The sequence below is a fragment of the Pseudomonas sp. NPDC087336 genome (genome assembly GCF_044744285.1).
Lineage (GTDB): Bacteria > Pseudomonadota > Gammaproteobacteria > Pseudomonadales > Pseudomonadaceae > Aquipseudomonas.
Genome location: NZ_JBIUYA010000001.1, coordinates 466950 through 490335, shown reverse-complemented (window position 1 = coordinate 490335; position 23386 = coordinate 466950). Strand labels below are relative to the sequence as shown.

The 23386-nt window shown below is 61.1% G+C and carries 17 protein-coding genes and 1 tRNA gene; 14 read left to right on the top strand and 4 right to left on the bottom strand.

Annotation, left to right across the window (positions count from 1 at the left end; translation table 11 throughout):
- Positions 1-122: 122 nt before the first annotated feature.
- The 4 genes from dnaG (at position 123) to ACIO0C_RS02225 (ending at position 7964) form a co-directional block, all read left to right on the top strand.
- Complete coding sequence (gene dnaG, locus ACIO0C_RS02240) at positions 123-2090, top strand: DNA primase (RefSeq protein WP_401307230.1); 1968 nt, start codon at positions 123-125, stop codon at positions 2088-2090.
- 67 nt (positions 2091-2157) lie between these two features.
- On the top strand, positions 2158-4005 hold the full coding sequence (gene rpoD, locus ACIO0C_RS02235) for an RNA polymerase sigma factor RpoD (RefSeq protein WP_401307227.1): 1848 nt from the start codon (positions 2158-2160) through the stop codon (positions 4003-4005).
- 122 nt (positions 4006-4127) lie between these two features.
- Complete coding sequence (locus ACIO0C_RS02230) at positions 4128-7874, top strand: bifunctional diguanylate cyclase/phosphodiesterase (protein ID WP_401307224.1); 3747 nt, start codon at positions 4128-4130, stop codon at positions 7872-7874.
- A 13-nt stretch (positions 7875-7887) separates the two neighbouring features.
- A tRNA-Ile gene (locus tag ACIO0C_RS02225) sits at positions 7888-7964 on the top strand.
- Positions 7965-8038: 74 nt separating this feature from the next.
- Here ACIO0C_RS02225 and ACIO0C_RS02220 read toward each other — a convergent pair.
- The 4 genes from ACIO0C_RS02220 to ACIO0C_RS02205 form a co-directional block, all read right to left on the bottom strand.
- Positions 8039-8320: an XRE family transcriptional regulator gene (locus tag ACIO0C_RS02220; protein ID WP_401307221.1), complete on the bottom strand. Its 282-nt coding sequence runs from the start codon at positions 8318-8320 to the stop codon at positions 8039-8041.
- Positions 8321-8361: 41 nt separating this feature from the next.
- The gene (locus ACIO0C_RS02215; RefSeq protein WP_401307218.1) at positions 8362-9003 is read right to left on the bottom strand and encodes a peptidase M41; all 642 of its coding nucleotides are present in this window, start codon (positions 9001-9003) and stop codon (positions 8362-8364) included.
- Positions 9004-9078: 75 nt separating this feature from the next.
- Positions 9079-9732, bottom strand: coding sequence for a hypothetical protein (locus tag ACIO0C_RS02210; RefSeq protein ID WP_401307352.1), 654 nt, complete (start codon positions 9730-9732; stop codon positions 9079-9081).
- A 184-nt stretch (positions 9733-9916) separates the two neighbouring features.
- Positions 9917-12274 carry a glucose/quinate/shikimate family membrane-bound PQQ-dependent dehydrogenase gene (locus ACIO0C_RS02205; RefSeq protein WP_401307215.1) on the bottom strand — a complete coding sequence of 786 codons (2358 nt, stop codon included), beginning with the start codon at positions 12272-12274 and terminating at the stop codon, positions 9917-9919.
- A 184-nt stretch (positions 12275-12458) separates the two neighbouring features.
- Here ACIO0C_RS02205 and ACIO0C_RS02200 point away from each other — a divergent pair, with 184 nt between their 5' ends.
- From ACIO0C_RS02200 to ACIO0C_RS02155, 10 genes are all read left to right on the top strand, one after another.
- Positions 12459-12920, top strand: a complete 462-nt coding sequence (locus ACIO0C_RS02200; RefSeq protein WP_401307212.1) for an Lrp/AsnC family transcriptional regulator — start codon at positions 12459-12461, stop codon at positions 12918-12920.
- Positions 12921-13088: 168 nt separating this feature from the next.
- The gene (locus ACIO0C_RS02195) at positions 13089-14771 is read left to right on the top strand and encodes a flavin monoamine oxidase family protein (protein ID WP_401307210.1); all 1683 of its coding nucleotides are present in this window, start codon (positions 13089-13091) and stop codon (positions 14769-14771) included.
- 12 nt (positions 14772-14783) lie between these two features.
- Entirely contained in the window at positions 14784-15578 is a 795-nt protein-coding gene (locus ACIO0C_RS02190; protein ID WP_401307208.1) for a carbon-nitrogen hydrolase family protein, read from the top strand.
- 48 nt (positions 15579-15626) lie between these two features.
- Positions 15627-18056: a pyrroloquinoline quinone biosynthesis protein PqqF gene (gene pqqF, locus ACIO0C_RS02185; RefSeq protein WP_401307205.1), complete on the top strand. Its 2430-nt coding sequence runs from the start codon at positions 15627-15629 to the stop codon at positions 18054-18056.
- 158 nt (positions 18057-18214) lie between these two features.
- On the top strand, positions 18215-18289 hold the full coding sequence (pqqA, locus tag ACIO0C_RS02180) for a pyrroloquinoline quinone precursor peptide PqqA (RefSeq protein ID WP_003444522.1): 75 nt from the start codon (positions 18215-18217) through the stop codon (positions 18287-18289).
- 81 nt (positions 18290-18370) lie between these two features.
- A complete protein-coding gene (pqqB, locus tag ACIO0C_RS02175) occupies positions 18371-19282 on the top strand; it encodes a pyrroloquinoline quinone biosynthesis protein PqqB (RefSeq protein ID WP_401307203.1) in 912 nt (303 codons plus the stop codon).
- Positions 19283-19397: 115 nt separating this feature from the next.
- Positions 19398-20150: a pyrroloquinoline-quinone synthase PqqC gene (gene pqqC / locus ACIO0C_RS02170; protein ID WP_401307201.1), complete on the top strand. Its 753-nt coding sequence runs from the start codon at positions 19398-19400 to the stop codon at positions 20148-20150.
- Positions 20147-20422 carry a pyrroloquinoline quinone biosynthesis peptide chaperone PqqD gene (gene pqqD / locus ACIO0C_RS02165; RefSeq protein ID WP_090451769.1) on the top strand — a complete coding sequence of 92 codons (276 nt, stop codon included), beginning with the start codon at positions 20147-20149 and terminating at the stop codon, positions 20420-20422. The genes pqqC and pqqD overlap by 4 nt, the downstream gene beginning before the upstream one ends.
- Before the next feature lie 13 nt (positions 20423-20435).
- Positions 20436-21566, top strand: a complete 1131-nt coding sequence (gene pqqE / locus ACIO0C_RS02160) for a pyrroloquinoline quinone biosynthesis protein PqqE (protein ID WP_401307349.1) — start codon at positions 20436-20438, stop codon at positions 21564-21566.
- Positions 21532-23358: a S9 family peptidase gene (locus ACIO0C_RS02155; protein ID WP_401307199.1), complete on the top strand. Its 1827-nt coding sequence runs from the start codon at positions 21532-21534 to the stop codon at positions 23356-23358. The genes pqqE and ACIO0C_RS02155 overlap by 35 nt, the downstream gene beginning before the upstream one ends.
- The last annotated feature ends 28 nt before the right edge of the window (positions 23359-23386 follow it).

Genomic DNA, 23386 nt, shown 5'->3' with positions numbered 1-23386 from the left:
TTCCCGACAGCGATTACGCAGGCGATACCGGTCGAGCCGCACATTTTGCGCGCCTCAGGCAATGACCCGCGCCCAGCTACCCTTCGCTTCGGTTCCTTTTCAGCGCAGATGACGAGAACGCCATGGCCGGGCTGATTCCCCAGAGCTTCATTGACGACCTTCTGAACCGCACCGACATCGTCGACGTGGTCAGCTCGCGCCTGCAACTGAAAAAGGCCGGCAAGAACCACACGGCCTGCTGCCCGTTCCACAAAGAGAAAACACCCTCTTTCAGCGTGAGCCCCGACAAGCAGTTCTACTACTGCTTCGGCTGTGGCGCTGGCGGCAATGCCCTGGGCTTCATCATGGACCACGACAACCTGGACTTCCCCCAGGCTGTCGAGGAACTGGCCAAGGCCGCCGGGATGGAAATCCCCCGGGAAGAAAGCGGGCGCCCGCACAAGCCGCGCCAGCCCACCGATTCGCCGCTGTACCCGCTGCTCACGGCCGCTGCCGATTTTTATCGCCAGGCCCTGAAAAGCCATCCGGCGCGCAAAGCAGCAGTGGACTACCTCAAAGGCCGCGGACTGACTGGTGAAATCGCCCGGGACTTCGGCCTGGGTTTTGCCCCACCTGGCTGGGACAACCTGTTCAAGCACTTGAGCAGCGACACCCTGCAGCAAAAAGCCATGATCGATGCCGGCCTGCTGATCGAAAACGCCGAAACCGGCAAACGCTACGACCGCTTTCGTGATCGCGTGATGTTCCCGATCCGCGACAGCCGCGGGCGCATCATCGCCTTTGGTGGCCGGGTGCTGGGCGACGACAAACCCAAGTACCTCAACTCACCGGAAACCCCGGTCTTCCATAAAGGCCAGGAACTCTACGGCCTGTACGAAGCGCGCAAGAACAACCGCAACCTTGACGAAATCATCGTCGTCGAGGGCTACATGGACGTCATCGCCCTCGCCCAGCAAGGCTTGCGCAATGCCGTCGCGACCCTGGGCACCGCCACCAGCGAAGAGCACATGAAGCGACTGTTTCGTGTCGTGCCCAGCGTGCTGTTCTGCTTCGACGGCGACCAGGCCGGCCGCAACGCCGCCTGGCGAGCCCTGGAGGCCACGCTGTCGAGCTTGCAGGATGGCCGTCGCGCGCGATTCCTGTTCCTGCCCGAAGGCGAAGACCCGGACACCCTGGTCCGCTCCGAAGGCACCGATGCCTTCCGCGCACGCATCAACCAGCACGCGCAGCCATTGGCCGATTATTTTTTCCAGCAACTGACGGAAGAAGCCGACCCGCGCTCACTCGAAGGCAAGGCCCACATGGCCACCCTCGCAGCACCGTTGATCGACAAAGTGCCAGGGGCCAACCTGCGCATCCTGATGCGCCAGCGCCTGAGCGAAATCACCGGCCTCAGCGGGGAAGCCGTCAGCCAGCTGGTGCAGAGCGCCCCGCAAGAAGCGCCACCGGCCTACGACCCCGGCTTCGATTACGACGCGACGCCCGAATACAGCGACTATCATCAGCCGCAATCGCAGGAAATGTACGTACCGCAGCAGGAATGGACGCCGAAGAAACCCGGCGCGGGCGGCAAGAAGTGGGACAAGAAGCCCTGGGACAAGAACGGCAAGCGTGGCGGTGATCGCGATCAACCCCGCGCGCCCAGGGTGCCGGCGGCGGTAGAGCCACCGACGCTCGCCGCGTTGCGCACACTGCTGCACCACCCGCAATTGGCCGAAAAAGTCGAAGACGCCGGGCACTTTGCCGCCGAGGACCACACCAACACGCAACTGCTGGTGGCACTGCTCGAAGCCGTACAGAAGAATCCCAAGCTAAACTCATTTCAGTTGATTGCGCGCTGGCACGGCACGGAGCAAGGACGTTTGCTCAAGGCGCTGGCGGAAAAGGAATGGTTGATTGACGGAGATAACCTTGAACAACAGTTTTTCGACACCATTACTAGCTTGTCAGCCCGCCAACGCGAGCGAAACCTGGAACAACTGCTCAGGAAAGCCCGTCAAAGCGAACTGAGCACAGAAGAGAAAAACCAACTGCGCGACCTATTAAGTCGCAATGTTTCCGCATCAAGCCCGACCTCAACTGGCGCGTGAGGTCATAGCTCAGGTATAATCCTCGGCTTGTTTTTTGCCCGCCAAGACCTTCAGTGGATAGGGTGTTATGTCCGGAAAAGCGCAACAGCAGTCTCGTATTATTGAGTTGATCAAACTGGGTCGTGAGCAGGGCTACCTGACTTACGCGGAGGTCAACGACCACCTGCCGGAGGATATTTCAGATCCGGAACAGGTGGAAGACATCATCCGCATGATCAACGACATGGGGATCAACGTATTCGAGGTTGCGCCAGATAAGGATTCCCTTATGCTGGCCGACGCCGATACCGACGAAGCCGCGGCCGAAGAGGCAGCTGCTGCGTTGGCAGCGGTCGAGACCGACATTGGTCGCACAACCGACCCGGTGCGCATGTACATGCGTGAAATGGGTACGGTCGAGCTCCTCACGCGTGAAGGCGAAATCGAAATCGCCAAGCGTATTGAAGAGGGCATCCGTGAAGTGATGAGCGCAATCGCGCACTTCCCTGGCACGGTTGATCATATTCTCTCCGAATACACTCGCGTGACCACCGAAGGTGGCCGCCTGTCCGACGTCCTGAGCGGTTATATCGACCCGGACGACGGTATTGCGCCGCCTGCGGCGGAAGTGCCGCCGCCGATCGACGCCAAGGCCGCGAAAGCGGATGACGATTCCGACGACGATGACGCCGAAGCTTCCGATGACGAAGAAGAAGCCGAAAGCGGTCCGGATCCGATCATCGCCGCCCAGCGTTTTGGCGCTGTCGCCGACCAGATGGAAATCACCCGCAAGGCGCTGAAAAAGCACGGTCGCCACAACAAACTGGCGATTGCCGAGCTGTTGGCCCTGGCCGACCTGTTCATGCCGATCAAACTGGTTCCGAAGCAATTCGAAGGCCTGGTCGAGCGTGTGCGCAGTGCCCTGGATCGTCTGCGTCAGCAAGAGCGTGCAATCATGCAGCTCTGCGTTCGTGATGCTCGCATGCCGCGTGCCGATTTCCTGCGCCAGTTCCCGGGCAACGAAGTCGACGAAAGCTGGAGCGATGCACTGGCCAAAGGCAAGAGCAAATACGCTGAAGCCATTGGTCGCCTGCAGCCGGACATCATTCGTTGCCAGCAGAAGCTGACCGCGCTGGAAACCGAAACCGGTTTGACGATCGCCGAGATCAAGGACATCAACCGTCGCATGTCGATCGGTGAGGCCAAGGCCCGCCGCGCGAAGAAAGAGATGGTCGAAGCGAACTTGCGTCTGGTGATCTCCATCGCCAAGAAGTACACCAACCGTGGCCTGCAATTCCTCGACCTGATCCAGGAAGGCAACATTGGCTTGATGAAAGCGGTAGACAAGTTCGAATACCGCCGCGGCTACAAATTCTCGACTTATGCCACCTGGTGGATCCGTCAGGCGATCACTCGCTCGATCGCCGACCAGGCCCGCACCATCCGTATTCCGGTGCACATGATCGAGACGATCAACAAGCTCAACCGCATTTCCCGCCAGATGTTGCAGGAAATGGGTCGCGAACCGACCCCGGAAGAGCTGGGCGAACGTATGGAAATGCCTGAGGACAAGATCCGCAAGGTATTGAAGATCGCTAAAGAGCCGATCTCCATGGAAACCCCGATCGGTGATGACGAAGACTCCCATCTGGGCGACTTCATCGAAGACTCGACCATGCAGTCGCCAATCGATGTCGCGACCGTTGAGAGCCTTAAGGAAGCGACGCGCGAAGTGCTGTCCGGCCTCACTGCCCGTGAAGCCAAGGTACTGCGCATGCGCTTCGGTATCGACATGAATACCGACCACACCCTCGAGGAGGTTGGTAAGCAATTCGACGTGACCCGTGAACGGATTCGTCAGATCGAAGCCAAGGCGCTGCGCAAGCTGCGCCACCCGACGAGAAGCGAGCACCTGCGCTCCTTCCTCGACGAGTGATACCAGAACCCCCGGCCCAGGCCGGGGGTTTTGTTTTTGCAGATTAAATCCCCCTGCGCCACCCCACCCGCCGATTTGCCCGTCTACACTCGAAGCATTCCCCGAGCCATAACGAGACCGTTATGCCCAGACTGCCGACCGTGTTTTTTTTGCTGTCGCTAATGACCTGGACCGCAACGGCTGGCGCGCTGACTCTAACCGACGAAGAACGTAGCTGGCTTGCGGCCCACCCGGACCTGCGCCTGGGTGTCGATGCATCCTGGCCGCCTTTTGAGTTTCGTGACGACCAAGGGCGTTACCAGGGCCTTGCGGCAGACTATATCGACCGTATTCGCCAGCGACTGGCCATCAAGCTCACGCCTATCGAGCCCGTGAGCTGGACGGTCGTCCTGGACCAGGCCAAACAAGGCAAGCTGGACCTTTTGCCGGGCATCATGTCGACCCCGGAACGCCAGGCCTACCTGTCATTCACCCGTCCCTACCTGGACTTCCCGATCGTCATCCTGGCGCACGTCGGAGGCGCCCAGCCGCGCAAACTCAAAGACCTGTACGGGCTGAAAATCGCCGTAGTGGAGAACTACGCACCTCACGAACTGTTGCGCACCCACAATCCCGATTTGAACCTGGTGGCGATGCCCAACGTCAGCTCGGCCCTGCAGGCGCTGGCCACCGACGAAGTAGACGCCGTGGTAGGCGATCTCGCCTCCAGTGTCTGGAGTTTGCGCCAGCTCAAGCTCGACGGGCTGTATGTCAGCGGCGAAACCCCCTACCGCTATCAACTGGCCATGGGTGTACCACGGGACAACAAAATACTGGTCGGCATCCTGGATAAAGTCCTGGCCGACATGACACCCGCTGAAATCAGTTCGATCCAGGAGCATTGGGTCGGCAACGTCCTCGATCATCGGACGTTCTGGTCCGATCTGCTGATCTACGGCTTGCCTGGGCTATTGCTGCTGATCGCCGTGCTGGCGGCCGTGATCCGCGTCAACCGCCGCTTGAGCTCGGAAATTGCCCGCAGGGTCGACCTGGAGCAGGAACTGCGCAGCAGCGAATACCACTACCGCGGGCTGGTGGAGAGCCTGTCGGCCATCGCCTGGGAAGCGCGGATGAGCGACTTCACCTACAGCTATGTGTCGCCCCACGCCGAAGATCTGCTCGGCTACCCCCTTTCCCACTGGCTGATTCCGGGCTTCTGGCGCAACATCATTCACCCCGCCGACCTCACTCGGGCGCAGAGCTTCTGCGACCACGAAGTGTTGGCCGGGCGAGACCACAGCCTCGATTACCGGGTCATCACCGCCGACGGGCGCTGCTTGTGGGTCCGCGACATCGTCAGCCTCATCGAACACGGTCATGAGCCGGTGATGCGCGGCCTGATGATCGACATCAGCGAAACCAAGCGCACCGAAGAAGCACTGCGCCTGTCTGAACAGAAGTTTGCTTCGGTGTTCCAGCAATGCCCGGACATTCTGGTAATCGCACGCCTGAGCGACGGTTGCCTGCTGGAAGTCAACGAGGCGTTCGAAGAACAGATCGGCCTCAAGGCCGAAGACGTCATCGGCCAGACCGCCACCAACCTGAACATCTGGGGCATTCCGGGCGTCGGGCCTGGGCTGCTACAGCGCTTGCAAGCCGGCAGTATCCGCAATCTGGAGATGCCCTTTCGCCGCAGCAATGGCCAGGTGTTCACCGGACTGATCTCTGCCGAACCGTTCGACCTCGATACCACCCCGGCGCTGGTGGTCGTGGTGCGAGACATCACCCAGCTCAAGGAAACCCAGCAACAACTGCAAACCTCCGAAGAAAAATTCGCCAAGGCCTTCCACGCCTCCCCCGACGGCTTGCTGCTGTCGCGCCAGAGCGATGGCTTGCTGTTGGAGGTCAACGAGGGATTCAGCCGCATTACCGGTTTCAACAGTGCGATGTCGGTGGATCGCTCGGCCCTGGACCTGGGGATCTGGGTCAACCTCAACGAGCGCAAACAAATGCTCGACCTGTTGCACCGGGACGGGTTCGTCCGCGATTTCAGCTGCCATATCCGCCGCAGCGACGGGCAGATCCGCCTCTGCGAGGTCTCCAGCCGTCCGCTGCCGATCGGTGACGACGACTGCATGCTGACCATCGCCCGGGATATCACCGAACGCCACCTGATGCAGGAGAAACTGCAACAGGCGGCGACGGTATTCGAGAGCACCGCAGAAGGTGTTTTGATCACCGATACCCAGCAACACATCAGCGCGGTCAACCGCGCCTTCACCGAAATCACCGGCTACAGCGAAAGCGAAGCATTGGGCCATACCCCGCGCCTGCTTGCCTCAGGCCTGCATGACAGCGCGTTCTACGCCGCCATGTGGCATCAGCTGACCGCCGAAGGTCATTGGCAAGGCGAGATTTCCAACCGGCGCAAGAATGGCGAACTCTATCCGAGCTGGCTGACCATCAGCGCCGTGCGCAATCGTGACAACTTCATCACCCACTTCGTGGCCGTATTCGCCGACATCTCCAGCCTCAAACACGCCCAGGCCAAACTCGACTACCAAGCTCACCACGACCCGCTGACCGGCCTGCCAAACCGCACGCTGTTCGAAAGCCGCTTGCTCAACGCGCTCAATCACCAGAAGGAAAACGGCGGCCAGGGTGCGGTGCTGTTCCTCGATCTGGACCGTTTCAAGCACATCAACGACAGCCTCGGTCACCCGGTCGGCGATCTATTGCTCAAGGGCATTGCCGTGCGCCTCAAGGAACAACTGCGAGACATCGACACCGTCGCGCGCCTGGGCGGCGACGAATTCATCATCCTGCTCCCCGGCCTGCAACAAGCCAGCGACGCCGACAACATCGCCACCAAGCTGCTCAATTGCTTTACCGCGCCGTTCCAGGCCGGCGAGCATGAGTTTTTCATCAGCTCCAGCATCGGTACCAGCCTCTACCCCAAGGACGGCTGCGACGTGGCCACGCTGATCAAAAACGCTGATGCAGCGATGTACCGTTCCAAGGCCAAAGGCCGCAACCGCGTCGAAAGCTACACCTGCGACCTCACCGCCCAAGCCAGCGAGCGCGTGGCGCTGGAGCACGAACTGCGACGCGCCATCGAACGCAATGAACTGCACCTGTGCTACCAACCGAAGATCAGCCTCGACGACTATCGCCTGGTGGGTGCCGAAGCGTTGATTCGCTGGCGTCATCCGACCTTTGGCGACGTACCGCCCGAACACTTCATCTCCCTTGCCGAAGAAAACGGCATGATCCTGCAGATCGGCGACTGGGTGCTCGAGACCGCCTGCCGGCAGATGTTTGAATGGAACCAGATGTACGAAGGCCTCGGCCCGCTGTCGGTCAACCTCGCCGGCGCCCAACTGCGCCAACCGAACCTCTTGGGGCGAATCGAGCAACTGCTCAAGGACAACCGCCTCCAACCCGGTTACCTGCAACTGGAAATCACCGAAAACTTCATCATGAGCCAGGCCGAAGAAGCGCTTGCGGTGCTGCACCAACTCAAGCATCTGGGCGTGCAACTGGCGATCGACGACTTCGGGACCGGGTACTCCTCGCTCAGTTACCTCAAGCGCCTGCCGCTGGACATCCTCAAGATCGACCAGTCCTTCGTCCGTGGACTGCCGGACGACCCCCACGACGCCGCCATCGTGCGCGCCATCATCGCGCTCGGCCGCAGCATGCAATTCACGGTTATCGCCGAGGGCGTCGAAACCCAGGCGCAGCAGCAATTCCTGGCCGCCGAAGGCTGTGAGCAGATCCAGGGCTACATCGTCAGCCTGCCCTTGCCCCCAGACGAATTCGCCGCGACGTTTCTTCGTACAGCAGTAATGGATTTTTCGGATAGCACAGCCGCGAAACCATCGCTATAATCCGCGACCACTGGGGCCTATAGCTCAGTTGGTTAGAGCAGAGGACTCATAATCCTTTGGTCCACGGTTCAAGTCCGTGTGGGCCCACCAAACAAGAAAGCCGCGCAATGCGCGGCTTTTGCGTTTCTGGATGGTCTGAATCCGTCGGACCATTGTTTAATCGTTCAGCTGGCAAAGTTTTCGATCTTTACCTGGCCCTCGGGGAAAGTGGCGATAATTTCCAGCTCACCACCCATGGCACGGATATAGTTGCGCAAAGTACTGATGTACATGTCTGTTCGCCGCTCCATCTTGGAGATCGCCGCCTGGTTGACATGCAGTGTCCTGGCCAGCGAGTCCTGACTCAACGCTTGCGCCTGGCGCAACTCGTGCAACGGCATTTGTGCTCGCAGCTTCTGATGCAAGGCCTCGACACGCGCTTGAGACTCTGGAGAGCGACGCGCCACCAAATCAGATGGTTACTGGCGAGGCTCTAACGCAGGCCTGTTCAAACATGTAACGAGGGTATGGCCTGTACCGCCCGCAGCCGCTCCAGCACCTGCCCCGTCACCACGACCTCATACGTATCCGCCGCCCGCCCCCACTGCTCCACGATAACCATGCCCTCCACCAACACCGCTGCCAATTCGGCAATGGTCCCGGACAGTTCTTCCACGAGGTCTTGAGTGCGCTGCCAGGCGCGGTCCGTCAGCGTTTTAAGCTCTGCCGTTATGCGCTCGGATGAAGCCGGATCGGTGTCGGGGTAGAGGATATTGCGCAGCAGATGCTGCAGCTCTCTGATCTTGGCGTAATCCTGTTGCGCCCCTTGTTCGCCTTTGAGGATGGCCGTCGCTTTCGACTTGTCGACGCGTTTCCCGGCGGAATATTTCGAGGGCAGTGTCTGCGCCATCGCGCCCGCCAGAAGGACCATCATCCGCGCCTCAAGATGTTGCTGCATGGCTTCCATCGACGATATCGCCCGCACCAGGCTGATGGACGCGCCACCTTGATGCCGCAAATCCATGGTCACTGTCAGGCTCACGCTGCCCGTGGCAAAACCCAAGGCACGAGCCACGACGTAGTGGCCCATTTCGTGATGGGCAATCTCCCAGGCACGATCCCATACAGCAGGAGGCATTTTCTTCGTCATGACCTGTCCCCTCGTGTCACGGCCGCAATTGAGCTGCCATACATCACAGATCAAATGCGGGTCCCGGGTCAATCATCAAAACCTGAATCGAACCACTGTTCGCCAGAGGTTTCTCCACACCGAGCGTTTGTGTTTCTTCCAGTTGCGCTCCCACCATGCATCTTCATTCATGGCGAGCGCCTCGATGTCGCTACCGGTAACCGCCGCCGCGTGCTGGCGAAACAGCATGGGGAACACACAGTGTTGTTTGATCTGCCGTTTGAACAGGACATCGACCGGCTCTCCGGCATAGGGCGTTTGAGCCAGTACCCTGCAGCCTTCGCGGGAGAGGATGTAGGCGTGCAGCGCCACCACGTTGCCACGGGCAATGAACGGGAACCAGGTCAGCCATGTGCGCCCCATGCTGTACCCCAGATGCAGCGCCTCAAACCTTTGACTGCGAATGAACCGGTTTACCCAGCACACCTGTACCGGATGAAACCTGTAGGGTTTGGCATCGTCCTCGAAGATCAACACCCGCTGCCAACCTTCGGCCAGGACTTTTCTGGCCAGTGCCTGATGCGACTCATAACAGCCTTGGACCGGGTCGCTGCAGCGCTGTGCGATGAAGAACTCGATCGGGTTGGAAATGAGCGTTGCGACGGTGCTGCGAAACAGTTGCCGCCGGTGATGGCGCTCACTCAGGGATATGCAGTACACGTGATCAACATCGAACGAGACCCTTTTCATCCGCCCCTTGGCACCTTTACAGACCTCTCCGCAACCCGACGCCACGGAAAAAATCAATGATCGGCAAGTGAACCCACTACGTATGTCAGACACGTCCTGAAATGACGCTGCTTTTTTCTCCTCGATGATTACCCACGAAAAAGCCGCGACATTGCGCGGCTTTTTCGTACATGGAACTCAGCCTTTACTTAGGCAATGCGTAGGCAATCACATAATCCCCGCGATCCGTCGACTGACGTGCGCCGCCAACGGTGAGCAGGATGTACTGCTTGCCCGTTTTCGGCGAAACATAGGTCATCGGTCCGGACTGGCTTCCCACCGGCAACCGCGCCTTCCAGATTTCGTTGCCGTTGCCGGTATCGAAGGCGCGCAGGTAGAAGTCCTGGGTGCCGGCGAAAAACAGCAGGCCCGACTGGGTGGCAAGCGAGGCGCCGAGGGTCGGCATGCCGATCGGGATCGGCAGGTGCATGCGGATGCCCAGCGGGCCGGTGTCCTGTACGGTGCCGACCGGTACCTGCCACATCAGCTTGTGGGTTTTGAGGTCAATGGCGGACATGGTGCCGAACGGTGGTTTCTGGCACGGAATGCCGACCGCCGAAAGGAAACGCTCGCGCATGGCGCCGAACGGCGTGCCTTCCTGGGGTACCACGCCCATTTCGATGCCACTGGCCCCTGCTTTGATCTTGTCGCGCGGGATCATGTAGTTGGCCAGGCCCAGGCGCATGTCGTTGACGAACATGTAGTGGGTGTTCGGGTCGACCGAGACGCTGCCCCAGTTCATCCCGCCCAGCGAGCCTGGGAATTGCAGGGCGCGATCCATGCCTGGCGGTGTGTAGACGCCTTCATGACGCATGCCTTTGAACTGGATGCGGCACATCAACTGGTCAAACGGCGTGGCTCCCCACATGTCGGACTCGGTCAGGGTCTTGTTGCCGATCGATGGCATTTCCACCGAGAACGGCTGGGTCGGCGAGTAGCGCTCGCCAGGCACATGGCCCTGCGGCACTGGACGCTCTTCGACCCGCGCTATCGGCACGCCGGTTTCGCGGTTGAGCAGGAAAATCTCGCCCTGCTTGGTCACTTGCGCCAAGGCAGGCTGGGTGCCGCCCTTGTCGTCCGGCACGTCATACAGCAACGGTTGTGCGGGCAGGTCGAAGTCCCACAGATCGTTGTGGGTGGTCTGGAAGTGCCAGCGCACCTGGCCGGTTTTCACGTCGATGGCAACGACGGACGAGTTCCACTTGTCATCCATGGCCGTACGCTGACCGCCGAAGAAGTCCGGTGTCGCGTTGCCGGTTGGCAGGTACACCAGACCAAGCTTGGCGTCGTAGGACATCGCCGACCAGACGTTCGGCGTACCCCGGGTGTAGGTCTCGCCGGCCGGTGGGCGCTTGGTGGTGTTCGGGTTACCCGGATCCCACGCCCACACCAGCTCGCCGCTGCGCACGTCGTAGGCGCGGACCACACCTGGCGGCTCGCCAGTGGAGTAGTTGTCGGCGACACGGCCACCGACGATCACCACGTCCCCTGCGACCAGCGGCGTCGAGGTCTGCTGGTAATAACCGGGTTTGACTTCACCCATGTCGGTGGTCAGGTCGACGGTGCCCTGGTTGCCGAACTCTTCGCACGGCTTGCCGGTTTCGGCATTGATGGCGATCAGGCGGGCATCGCCGGTCGGCAGGAACAGACGTTTCGTACAAGCGCCTGGCTGCTCGGCTACAGGCGCCGCGCCAGAATCGAAGTAGCCCAGGCCACGGCAGCGCTGCCAGTTGGGCGCGGTGCCTTGCGGGTCGAACTTCCAGCGCTGGGCGCCAGTGTCGGCGTCCAGGGCGAAAACCTTGCCGTACGCGGTGCAGGTGTAGACCGTGTCACCGATCTGCAACGGGGTATTCTGGTCTTCGGCACCGGCGCCGGTACTTTGCGGGATATCGCCGGTACGGAAGGTCCAGGCCACCTGCAATTTGTCGATGTTGCCTTTGTTTATCTGATCCAGCGCGGCAAAGCGGTTGCCGGCGGTGGTGTTGCCCCAGTGCGCCCAGTCTTTCTGTTCGGTACCCGGCACGACCGGCGTTACCGCAGGCTCAACGGCAGCCTTGACCACGTGGGTCGGGACAAACATGTAGGCCATCGTCGCAACGACTCCCACGCCCAAAATTCCGGCAAGCCCGTAAGCACCACGCCCGCCGGAAGCGCCCGAAGCGCGCACCAGCGTCGGATAGATCAGCGCCACAACCAGGCCGATCACAGCAAACGTCAGTACCCGCGAAACCAGTGGCCAATATTCAAGACCGGCATCCCACACTGCCCAGACGGCCGTGAGGATAAGCGCCAGACCATATATCCACGCCCCCAGCGGTCTACGTCGGGCAATCATCAGCCCCGAGACCAGCATCGCCAGGCCCATCAGCAGGAAATACCAGCTGCCGCCAAGTGCGATCAGATAACCGCCGCCGCCAGCCAGGCCGAGCCCGATCAGTGCTATCAAGACACCCAACCCCGTCAGCAGCCATTTGCTGCCGGCGGCAGCCCCAGAATTATTCATGTCGGAAATTTTCCCCATTTGTGACAAGGGCGGAATAATGTACTACCTAGTTACTTATGGCAATTTGTCGCAGGCAAAAATGTCATGAACGGTATTGAGGCTAGTCCAGATAACCGTCGCGAGCGCTGCGGGGGATGTGCCTGTAACATGCCTTGACCTTGATCCATGCCGCTGGAGACCGCCCTTGCCTGACACTCGCCCGCCCGCTCTTGACGAAATCGACCGTCAGTTGATTGCGGCTCTGCAGATCAACGCCCGCGAAAGCGTGGCCATGCTCGCCCGGCAACTGGGCATCGCCCGGACCACCGTCACCTCGCGCCTGGCTCGGCTGGAAAAGGCCAAGGTCATTACCGGGTATGGCGTACGACTCGGCCAGCGCGTGGTGGATGGCGGACTACAGGCGTATGTGGGGATTACCGTGCAGCCGCGCTCCGGCAAGGAAGTGTTGCGGCGCCTCAGTGCGATGGCCCAGGTGCAGCAGCTTTGTGCGGTGAGTGGCGAATTTGATTATGTGGCCTGGTTGCGCAGCGATTCGCCGGAGCAACTGGACCAGCTGCTGGATCAGATTGGCAGTGTCGACGGGGTGGAGAAGACGACGACGTCGATCATCTTGAGCAGCAAGATTGATCGGGGGCAGCCGGTTTAAGTCCTCACATTTGACGGTATGCAGTAATAGATCGTCATATTGATCAATTAATTGGCAAAACGACGACACTTTGCGTCTTATTAACGTGTTCTACGCTCTCTAGAATGGCTGGCATCTTTTCCTATACTCAGATGCGCACTCCGCGTCGGGTCGCCAGTAAGGTCAGCCATGAACAAGAACAATCGCCATCCTGCAGACGGTAAAAAACCAGTCACCATTTTCGGTCCGGACTTTCCTTTCGCCTTCGACGACTGGATCGAACACCCGGCCGGCCTGGGCAGCATTCCCGAGCACCATCACGGTGCCGAAGTGGCGATTGTCGGTGCCGGTATCGCCGGGCTGGTAGCTGCCTATGAACTGATGAAGCTCGGCCTCAAGCCGGTGGTCTATGAGGCCTCGAAGCTGGGTGGTCGCCTGCGTTCCCAAGCGTTCAATGGCACCGACGGCATCGTCGCCGAGTTGGGGGGCATGCGTTTTCCGGTGTCGTCCACCGCGTTCTATCACTATGTCGACAAGCTGGGCCTTGAAACCAAACCCTTCCCCAACCCGCTGACACCTGCCTCCGGCAGCACCGTCATCGATCTGGAAGGCAAGACCCATTACGCACAGAAACTGGCGGATCTTCCTGCACTGTTCCAGGAAGTGGCTGACGCCTGGGCCGACGCCCTGGAAGCCGGCTCGCAGTTCTCCGATATCCAGCAGGCCATTCGCGACCGCGACGTCCCACGCCTCAAGGAGCTTTGGAACACCCTCGTGCCGCTGTGGGACGACCGCACTTTCTACGATTTCGTTGCCACCTCCAAAGCCTTCGCCAAGCTGTCGTTCCATCACCGCGAAGTGTTCGGCCAGGTCGGTTTCGGCACCGGTGGCTGGGACTCGGACTTCCCCAACTCGATGCTGGAAATATTCCGCGTGGTGATGACCAACTGCGACGATCACCAGCACCTGGTGGTCGGTGGCGTGGAACAAGTGCCGCAGGGCATCTGGCGCCATGTCCCGGAACGCTGCGTGCACTGGCCGCAGGGCACCAGCCTCAAGTCGTTGCACAGCGGTGCGCCTCGTTCCGGCGTGAAGAAAATCGCCCACGCGCCGGACGGCCGCTTTGCGGTCACCGACAACAACGGCGATACCCGCGAATACGCGGCGGTGCTGACCACCTGCCAGAGCTGGCTTTTGACCACCCAGATCGAATGCGACGAAACCCTGTTCTCGCAGAAGATGTGGATGGCCCTGGACCGTACCCGCTACATGCAGTCGTCGAAAACCTTCGTGATGGTCGACCGCCCGTTCTGGAAGGACAAAGACCCGGAAACCGGGCGCGACCTGATGAGTATGACCCTCACCGATCGCCTGACCCGCGGTACCTACCTGTTCGACAACGGCGACGACAAGCCGGGGGTGATTTGCCTGTCGTATTCGTGGATGAGCGACGCCTTGAAAATGCTCCCGCACCCGGTGGAAAAACGCGTGAAGCTGGCGTTGGATGCGCTGAAGAAGATCTACCCGAAAGTCGACATCGCCGCGCGAATCATCGGCGATCCGATCACCGTGTCCTGGGAAGCCGACCCGCATTTCCTCGGCGCCTTCAAGGGTGCCCTGCCCGGCCACTACCGCTACAACCAGCGCATGTACGCGCATTTCATGCAGGACGACATGCCGGCCGAACAACGCGGGATTTTCATCGCTGGCGACGACGTTTCGTGGACGCCGGCCTGGGTCGAAGGCGCGGTGCAAACCTCGCTCAACGCGGTGTGGGGCATCATGAAACACTTCGGCGGTGCAACTCACGCCGAGAATCCGGGTCCAGGAGATGTGTTCAACGAGATCGGTCCGATCGCCCTGCCCGAGTAAGAGGAGTCCGAAATGCGCGTAGCTCTTTACCAGTGTCCACCGTTGCCCCTGGATGTCGCCGGCAACCTTCAGCGCCTGCATCAGCTGGCGCTGGAGGCAAAGGGCGCCGACTTGCTGGTACTGCCGGAGATGTTCCTGACCGGCTACAACATCGGCGTCGATGCCGTCAGCGTGTTGGCGGAGGTGTACAACGGTGAGTCGGCGCAACAGATTGCGCGCATAGCCAAGACCACCGGGATCGCCATTTTGTATGGCTATCCCGAACGCACCGCGGACGGACAGATCTACAACGCCGTGCAACTGATCGACGCCAATGGCGAACGCCTGTGCAATTACCGCAAGACGCACCTGTTCGGTGACCTCGACCGCTCGATGTTCAGCGCCGGCACCGACGACTTCCCCATCGTTGAACTCAACGGCTGGAAGCTCGGGTTCCTGATCTGCTACGACCTCGAGTTTCCGGAAAACGCCCGGCGCCTGGCCCTGGCCGGTGCCGAGCTGATACTGGCACCGACGGCCAACATGATCCCGTTCGATTTCATCGCGGACGTCACTGTCCGCGCCCGGGCTTACGAGAATCAGTGCTATGTGGCGTATGCCAACTATTGCGGGCACGAAGGCGATATCCACTACTGTGGCCAAAGCAGCATCGCCGCACCGGATGGCAGCCGCATCGCCCAGGCGGGACTCGATGAAGCGCTGATTGTCGGGGAGCTGGACCGCCAGTTGATGGTCGACTCGCGCGCCGCCAATCGCTACCTGATCGATCGCCGCCCCGAGCTTTACGGCGCACTGAACAAGCGCTGAGCCACCGTTATCCGCTAGCATTGGCACTTCTCTGTTCTGGAAGTGCTCATGCCTGCGCTGAATCACCCTCGCCCCCACACTGAAACCCTGGCCAACGGCTTGCGGGTGACGCTGCGTCATGCCCCGGACTTGAAGCGCTGCGCGGCGGCGTTGCGGGTTGCCGCCGGCAGCCATGACGTGCCGTTGGCCTGGCCAGGCCTGGCGCACTTTCTGGAACACCTGCTGTTTCTCGGTACCGAGCGCTTTGCCGCCGATCAAGGGCTGATGGCCTACGTCCAGCGTCACGGCGGTCAGGTGAATGCGCAAACCTGCGAGCGCACCACCGATTACTTTTTCGAGCTGCCACCCCAGGCGTTTGCCAAGGGTCTGGAGCGACTGGCCGACATGCTCGCCCATCCACGCATGAATCTGGACGACCAGCACCGGGAACGGGAAGTGCTGCACGCAGAATTTATCGCCTGGTCGCAGGATGGTGCGGCGCAGCAGCAGGTGGCCCTGTTGGGCGGGCTTAGCGACGCTCATCCGTTGCGCGGTTTTCATGCGGGCAACCGCGACACCTTGCCGGTGCCGCAACCAGAATTCCAGCAGGCCTTGCAGGATTTCCATCAGCGCTATTACCAGACCGGACAAATGACCTTGAGCCTTGCCGGCCCCCAGAGCCTTGATGAATTGAGGCTGTTGGCCGAGGCATTCGGCAAGGTCATTGCCAAGGGCGAGAAGGTCCCGCAACAACCTCCCACAGCGCTGATGGCCGGAGCGGACAACCGTTATCAACAGGCTAGCGAGCATCGGTTGGACCTGCTGTTCGCCCTTGAAGCACTGCCCGACTCATCGCCCGAGGCACTGGACTTTTTGTGCCATTGGCTGAACACGGCGAAACCCGGAGGGCTGTTGGCTGAACTGCGCAAACAGGGCCGGGCTGACAACCTCAAGGCACGCCCTCTGTATCAGTTCGCCGAACAAGCCTTTCTGCACATTGAGTTCACACTGCCTGCCAATGCAGTGGCGAACGGGATTGGCGAGCAATTGCAGGACTGGCTGGGCTTTTTCGCCCAGCAAGACTGGCGCGGGTTGCGCGCGGAATACGCGGCACTGCGCCAGCGCCAGCAACAGGTCAGCAGTGCGCTGCAACAGGTCCGGCAGGATAGCGAAGCGCGCGAAGCCGGGTTATCCGAAGCCGGCGTTATGGCCCTCAAGGCTGTCCTGGAAAAAATCGGCGCTGTGGATAACTTCAGCGGCACCTGGCAACTCCCCGCGCCCAATCCGTTCCTGCACAACGAAACGGCGGCTCCCAACGCCGGCTTGATTCGCGGACAAACCAGCGCCCATCGAGGCCTGCGCACCTTTGCTCAAGACCGCTCACGCAACCGCCGCGAACGCTCACCGATGCAATTTTGCCAAGTGTCGCCGGACAACGCTGCTGAAGCGGCGGTGTACCTGCGCTGGCGCCTGGACGCAGCCCCCGGCGCCGGCCTTCAATCGCGCCTGGAACACAACCTGCAAGCGTTGCGCGAAGACGCAAGCCAGGCCGGTGTGGATTTTTCCTTCGACGCATCGGGCAATCAATGGCTGTTGAAAATGACCGGCCTGCAAGCGCCGATGCCCACCATCCTCGAACACGCGCTGAACTCGCTGACCCAACCTGATGCAGCACGCTCACCACAAACACCGACGCCCCCCGCCTTGATGCCGATCCGACAGCTACTCAAGGTGCTGCCCGATCACTGCCTTGAGCCGTCGGCCGAATCGGACAACCTGGCGCAACTGTGGTCGAGTGCTCACTGGACCGGCCTGGCGAGCGGTTTTTCTGCCCAGACTCAAGTGGCCATGGGGCTAGCGTTGAGCCGCGTGCCGGGTACTGCGGATACGCAACAGGCACCACCGTCGTCAATCCATTCGCAGCACCTGTGGAGCACCGTAGAGGCCGACTCCAGCGAGCATGCGCTGTTGTTGTTCTGCCCCACAGCCACCCACGATCTGGCCGACGAAGCCGCCTGGCGCTTGCTCGCCCATGTCTGTCAGACGCCGTTCTATCAGCGCCTGAGGGTGGAGTTGCAACTGGGCTATGCGGTGTTCAGTGCCCTGCGACAGGTTCACGGGCAGACTGGACTGTTGTTGGGTGTGCAATCGCCGAATGTTGCCGCAGCGGCAATCCTGCAGCACATCGAACAGTTCCTGAACGGCTTGCCGGCGCTGATCCAGTCCCTCGACGAGAGCGCTTTCATCAGCCAACGCCAAGCCTTGGTGGATCAGTTTTCCAGCGCCGCCCTGACCACCCGCCAAACCGCGGAATTGCTCTGGCAGGGCAAGTTGGCTGGCCGCCCGTCGGATTATCTGACGCAGTTGCCCCAGGCCATTCTCCTGACCGACCGTGCCGCGCTGCTGGCCGCGGTTCAGCGCTTGAACCGGGCCGAAGGGGGCTGGCGCTGCCTGGCGAACAGCCCTGCACCCGGTGCGCCCTGGCAAGCGACAAAATGATCATTACCCAGACTGTAAGGAGCTTTTTCAAAGTTTCACGGGCAATCCCTGTGAAATTTTGAGTAACATAGCAGCCTAACTATTTGGAACATCTCCCGCTGGAGGTGGACTATACCTATAGATAGCGCTGTCCAACCTTACCTGAAGGAGTTCAACTGATGGCCTGGACCAAACCGGCTTACACCGACCTGCGTATCGGCTTTGAAGTCACCATGTACTTCGCAAGCCGCTGATCCCTGCCCTGGCAGGAATGCAGCACAACGCCTCGGTTATCCGAGGCGTTTTATTTTCAGCATTGAAATGATGGAGCGCCCATGTTTGTCCAGATCCTAGGTTCCGCCGCTGGCGGTGGTTTCCCTCAGTGGAACTGCAATTGCGAGAACTGCGCAGGTTTTCGTAATGGCAGCCTGCGGGCCAAGGCGCGCACCCAATCGTCCATCGCGATTTCCGATAACGGCGTGAATTGGGTGCTGTGCAACACCTCCCCGGACATCCGTGCCCAGCTCCAGAGTTTCGCGCCCATGCAGCCGGGACGCGCACTGCGCGATACCGGGATCAGCGCGATCATCCTGATGGACAGCCAGATCGACCACACCACCGGCCTGCTCATGCTGCGTGAAGGTTGCCCGCACCAGGTCTGGTGCACCGACATGGTCCATGAGGATTTGAGCACCGGGTTCCCGCTGTTCAACATGCTGACCCACTGGAACGGTGGCCTGAACTGGAACCGCATCGAACTCGACCAGAGCTTCAGCATCCCGGCCTGCCCGAACCTGCGATTCACCCCGCTGCCCCTGCGCAGCGCCGCGCCGCCCTACTCGCCGCATCGCTTCGACCCGCATCCAGGCGATAACATCGGCCTGATCGTCGAAGACCTCAATACCGGTGGCAAACTGTTCTACGCCCCCGGCCTGGGCAAAGTCGACGCGCCGCTCATGGAGATCATGGCCGCCAGCGACTGCCTGTTGGTCGACGGCACGCTGTGGGACGACGACGAAATGCAGCGCCGTGGCGTCGGCACCCGCACCGGCCGGGAGATGGGCCACCTGGCACAGAACGGCCCCGGCGGCATGCTTGAAGTGCTGGAGCAACTGCCCAAGCAGCGCAAGGTGCTTATCCACATCAACAACACCAACCCGATTCTCGATGAGGATTCGCCGCAGCGTGCCGAGCTGGATCGGCGTGAGGTTGAAGTGGCGTATGACGGCATGAGTATTGTGCTGTAACGGATGGCCCCTTCGCGGGCAAGCCCGCTCCCACAGGATTCTGCGGTGTACACAACACCTGTGGGAGCGGGCTTGCCCGCGAAGGCGTCAGACCAGACACCCCCGGAGACCCCCGATGACCGACACCCCCATGTCCCCCGCCGAATTCGAAGCCGCCCTGCGTGCCAAAGGCGCCTACTACCACATCCATCACCCGTATCACGTGGCGATGTACCAAGGCCGGGCGACCCGCGAGCAGATCCAGGGCTGGGTCGCCAACCGCTTTTACTATCAGGTGAACATCCCCCTGAAAGACGCCGCCATCCTGGCCAATTGCCCGGACCGCGAGATCCGCCGCGAATGGATTCAACGCCTGCTCGACCATGACGGTGCCCCCGGCGAAGACGGCGGCATCGAAGCCTGGCTGCGCCTGGGCCAGGCGGTCGGCCTCGACCCGGATCAATTACGTTCCCAGGAACTGGTGCTGCCCGGCGTGCGCTTCGCCGTCGACGCCTACGTCAACTTCGCCCGCCGCGCCAGTTGGCAGGAGGCCGCCAGCAGCTCGCTGACCGAACTGTTCGCCCCGCAGATCCATCAGTCGCGCCTGGACAGCTGGCCGCAGCATTACCCGTGGATCGACCCCGCCGGCTACGAATATTTCCGCACGCGCCTGGGCCAGGCACGCCGCGATGTCGAGCACGGCCTGGCCATCACCCTCCAGCACTACACGACCCGGGAAGGCCAGGAGCGCATGCTGGAAATTCTCCAGTTCAAACTGGACATTCTTTGGAGCATGCTCGATGCCATGAGCATGGCCTATGAACTCAATCGCCCGCCGTATCACAGCGTGACCGGACAACGGGTCTGGCACAAAGGAATCACCCTATGAGTTTCGATCGCAGCAAGACCCCGACCTGGCGCCCTGGCTACCGGTTCCAGTACGAACCGGCGCAGAAAGGCCACGTGCTGCTGTATCCCGAAGGCATGATTAAACTCAATGAAAGCGCCGCGCTGATCGGCGGCTTGATCGATGGCGAGCGTGATGTCGCCGCGATTATCAATGAGCTCGACCGGCAGTTCCCCGGCGTGCCCGAGCTCGGTGACGACATCGAGCAATTCATGGAGGTTGCCCGTGCGCAGCACTGGATCGAACTTGCCTGATTCATCGAGGCAAGTGCCGCCCACCCCCGAGATCGGCCTGCCGCTGTGGTTGCTGGCCGAGCTGACCTACCGCTGCCCGCTGCAATGCCCGTACTGCTCCAATCCGCTGGATTTTGCCGAGCAAGGCCAGGAGCTCAGTACCGAACAGTGGATCAAGGTGTTCCGCGAGGCGCGGGAGATGGGCGCGGCGCAGCTGGGTTTTTCCGGCGGTGAGCCGCTGGTGCGCCAGGACCTCGCCGAGCTGATTGCCGAGGCGCGCCAGCTGGGTTTCTACACCAACCTGATCACCTCCGGCATCGGCCTGACCGAGCAGAAAATCAGCGACTTCAAGCAAGCCGGCCTCGATCACATCCAGATCAGTTTCCAGGCCAGCGACGAGCAGGTGAACAACCTGCTGGCGGGCTCGAAAAAGGCCTTCGCGCAGAAGCTGGAAATGGCCCGCGCCGTGAAAGCCCACGGCTACCCGATGGTCCTGAACTTCGTGACCCATCGGCACAACATCGACAAGATCGACCGCATCATCGAGCTGTGCATCGCCCTGGAAGCCGACTTCGTCGAGCTCGCCACTTGCCAGTTCTACGGCTGGGCGCAGCTCAATCGGGTTGGGCTGCTGCCGACCCGGGAACAGCTGGTCCGCGCCGAACGCATCACCAATGAATACCGCGCCAGACTGGAAGCCGAAGGGCATCCGTGCAAGCTGATTTTCGTCACGCCGGACTATTACGAAGAACGCCCGAAAGCCTGCATGAACGGCTGGGGCAGCATCTTCCTGACCGTGACCCCGGACGGCACCGCGCTGCCCTGTCACGGCGCCCGACAGCTGCCCGTGCAGTTTCCCAACGTGCGTGACCACAGCATGCAGCACATCTGGTATGACTCGTTCGGTTTCAACCGCTTTCGCGGATACGACTGGATGCCCGAGCCGTGCCGCTCCTGCGACGAGAAGGAAAAGGACTTCGGCGGCTGCCGCTGCCAGGCGTTCATGCTCACGGGGGATGCGCGCAACGCCGACCCGGTGTGCAGCAAGTCGCCTCATCACGGCGTGATCCTCAAGGCCCGCGAAGAGGCGGAGCACGCGACCCAGACCATTGAACAACTGGCCTTTCGCAATGAACGAAACTCACGCCTCATCGCCAAAAGCTGAACCCTTCAGCGCCGCCAACGCCGTCGCCGCCGGCATCGATTTTGCCGAGCTGCAGGTCGGCCCCCATGGCTTGTTCTGGAACGAATACCGTCCGGAGGATGCCGCGTGTCGGATCTGGCACTGGCGTGATGGCGTGGGCAACTGCCTGACGCCACCCCCGTTCAGTGTGCGCAGTCGGGTGTACGAATATGGCGGTGGTGCGTTTTGCCTGACCGATGACGGCGTGGTGTTCGTCAATGAGGCCGACCAGCAGCTGTATCGCCAATCACTGCAAGGCGAGACGCCCGAGGTGCTGACGTCAGGCGTGTGTCGATACGGCGACCTGCAGTTCGCCAATGGCCAGGTGCTGGCGGTTGAGGAAAACCGCAATGAGCACCGCCTGGTGGCGATCAACCTGGTGGATGGCGCACGACAATTGTTGGCCGAAGGCGCGGATTTCTACGCCTCACCGACCTTGAGCCCCGATGCGCAACGCCTGGCCTGGATCGAGTGGAGTCGCCCGGATCAGCCTTGGACCGCGACCCGTTTGATGGTTGCGCAACGCCAGGCCGATGGCGGCTTCGCGGCACCCTGCTGCGTGGCTGGCGACCAGGCGCAAGAGTCGCTGCAACAACCTCGCTTCGATGGTAACGGTCGCTTGTTCTGCCTGACCGATCGCGGTGGTTACTGGCAGCCCTGGATGGAGTCGGCCGATGGCCTGGCACCATTGCCGAGCGCCGCTGCCGATCACGGCCCGGCGCCTTGGCAACTGGGCGGTTGCACCTGGTTACCCCTGAGTGATGGCAGCTATCTGGCCAGCTGGACGGAAGGCGGCTTCGGCCGATTAGGCCTTTGCGCCACCACCTGCGACGACTTTACCGGCGAATTCAGCCGCTTCCGCCATCTTGCCGTGGATGACCAGTTCATCTACTGCATTGCAGCCTCCCCCGTCAGTTCAGCGGCGGTGATCGCCATCGATCGCCAGACACGGCAAGCGAACGTCCTCGCCGGCGGTATTGCACCACTGCCCGCCGAGCAAATCAGTCGCCCGCAAACCCTGCGCTACCCAAGCGGTTCGGGTGAGGCCCACGGTTTCTTCTACCCGGCGATGACTGGCGACGCCAAGCCGCCGCTGGTGGTGTTTATCCATGGCGGCCCGACCTCGGCGTGCTATCCGATGCTCGATCCGCGCATCCAGTATTGGGCGCAACGCGGTTTCGCGGTGGCCGATCTGAACTATCGCGGTAGCAGCGGTTACGGCCGGGACTATCGCCAGGCCCTGCATTTGCGCTGGGGCGAAGTCGATGTCGAAGATGCTTGCGCCGTGGTGAGCCATCTCGCCGAACGCGGTTTGATCGACGGCCACCAGGCGTTCATTCGCGGTGGCAGCGCCGGCGGCTACACGGCGCTGTGCGCGCTGGCGTTTCACCAGGTATTTCGTGCCGGCGCCAGTCTTTATGGGGTCAGCGACCCTGTGGCGCTGGGCCGGGCGACGCACAAGTTCGAGGGAGACTACCTGGACTGGCTGATCGGTGATCCACAACAGGATGCCGAACGCTACGCTGCCCGCACGCCGTTACTACATGCTGGCAACATCCGCGTGCCGGTGATCTTCTTTCAGGGCGAGCTGGATGCCGTGGTGGTGCCGCAGCAGACCCGCGACATGGTCGAGGCCCTGCAGGACAACGGCATTCTGGTCGAAGCCCATTACTACGCAGACGAACGCCATGGCTTTCGCAAAGCCGGCAACCAGGCGCATGCGCTGGAGCAGGAATGGTTGTTCTATCGGCGGGTGATGGCGTTCGCAAATTGAAAACGCGGTGCATCATTCGCTGGTAAAC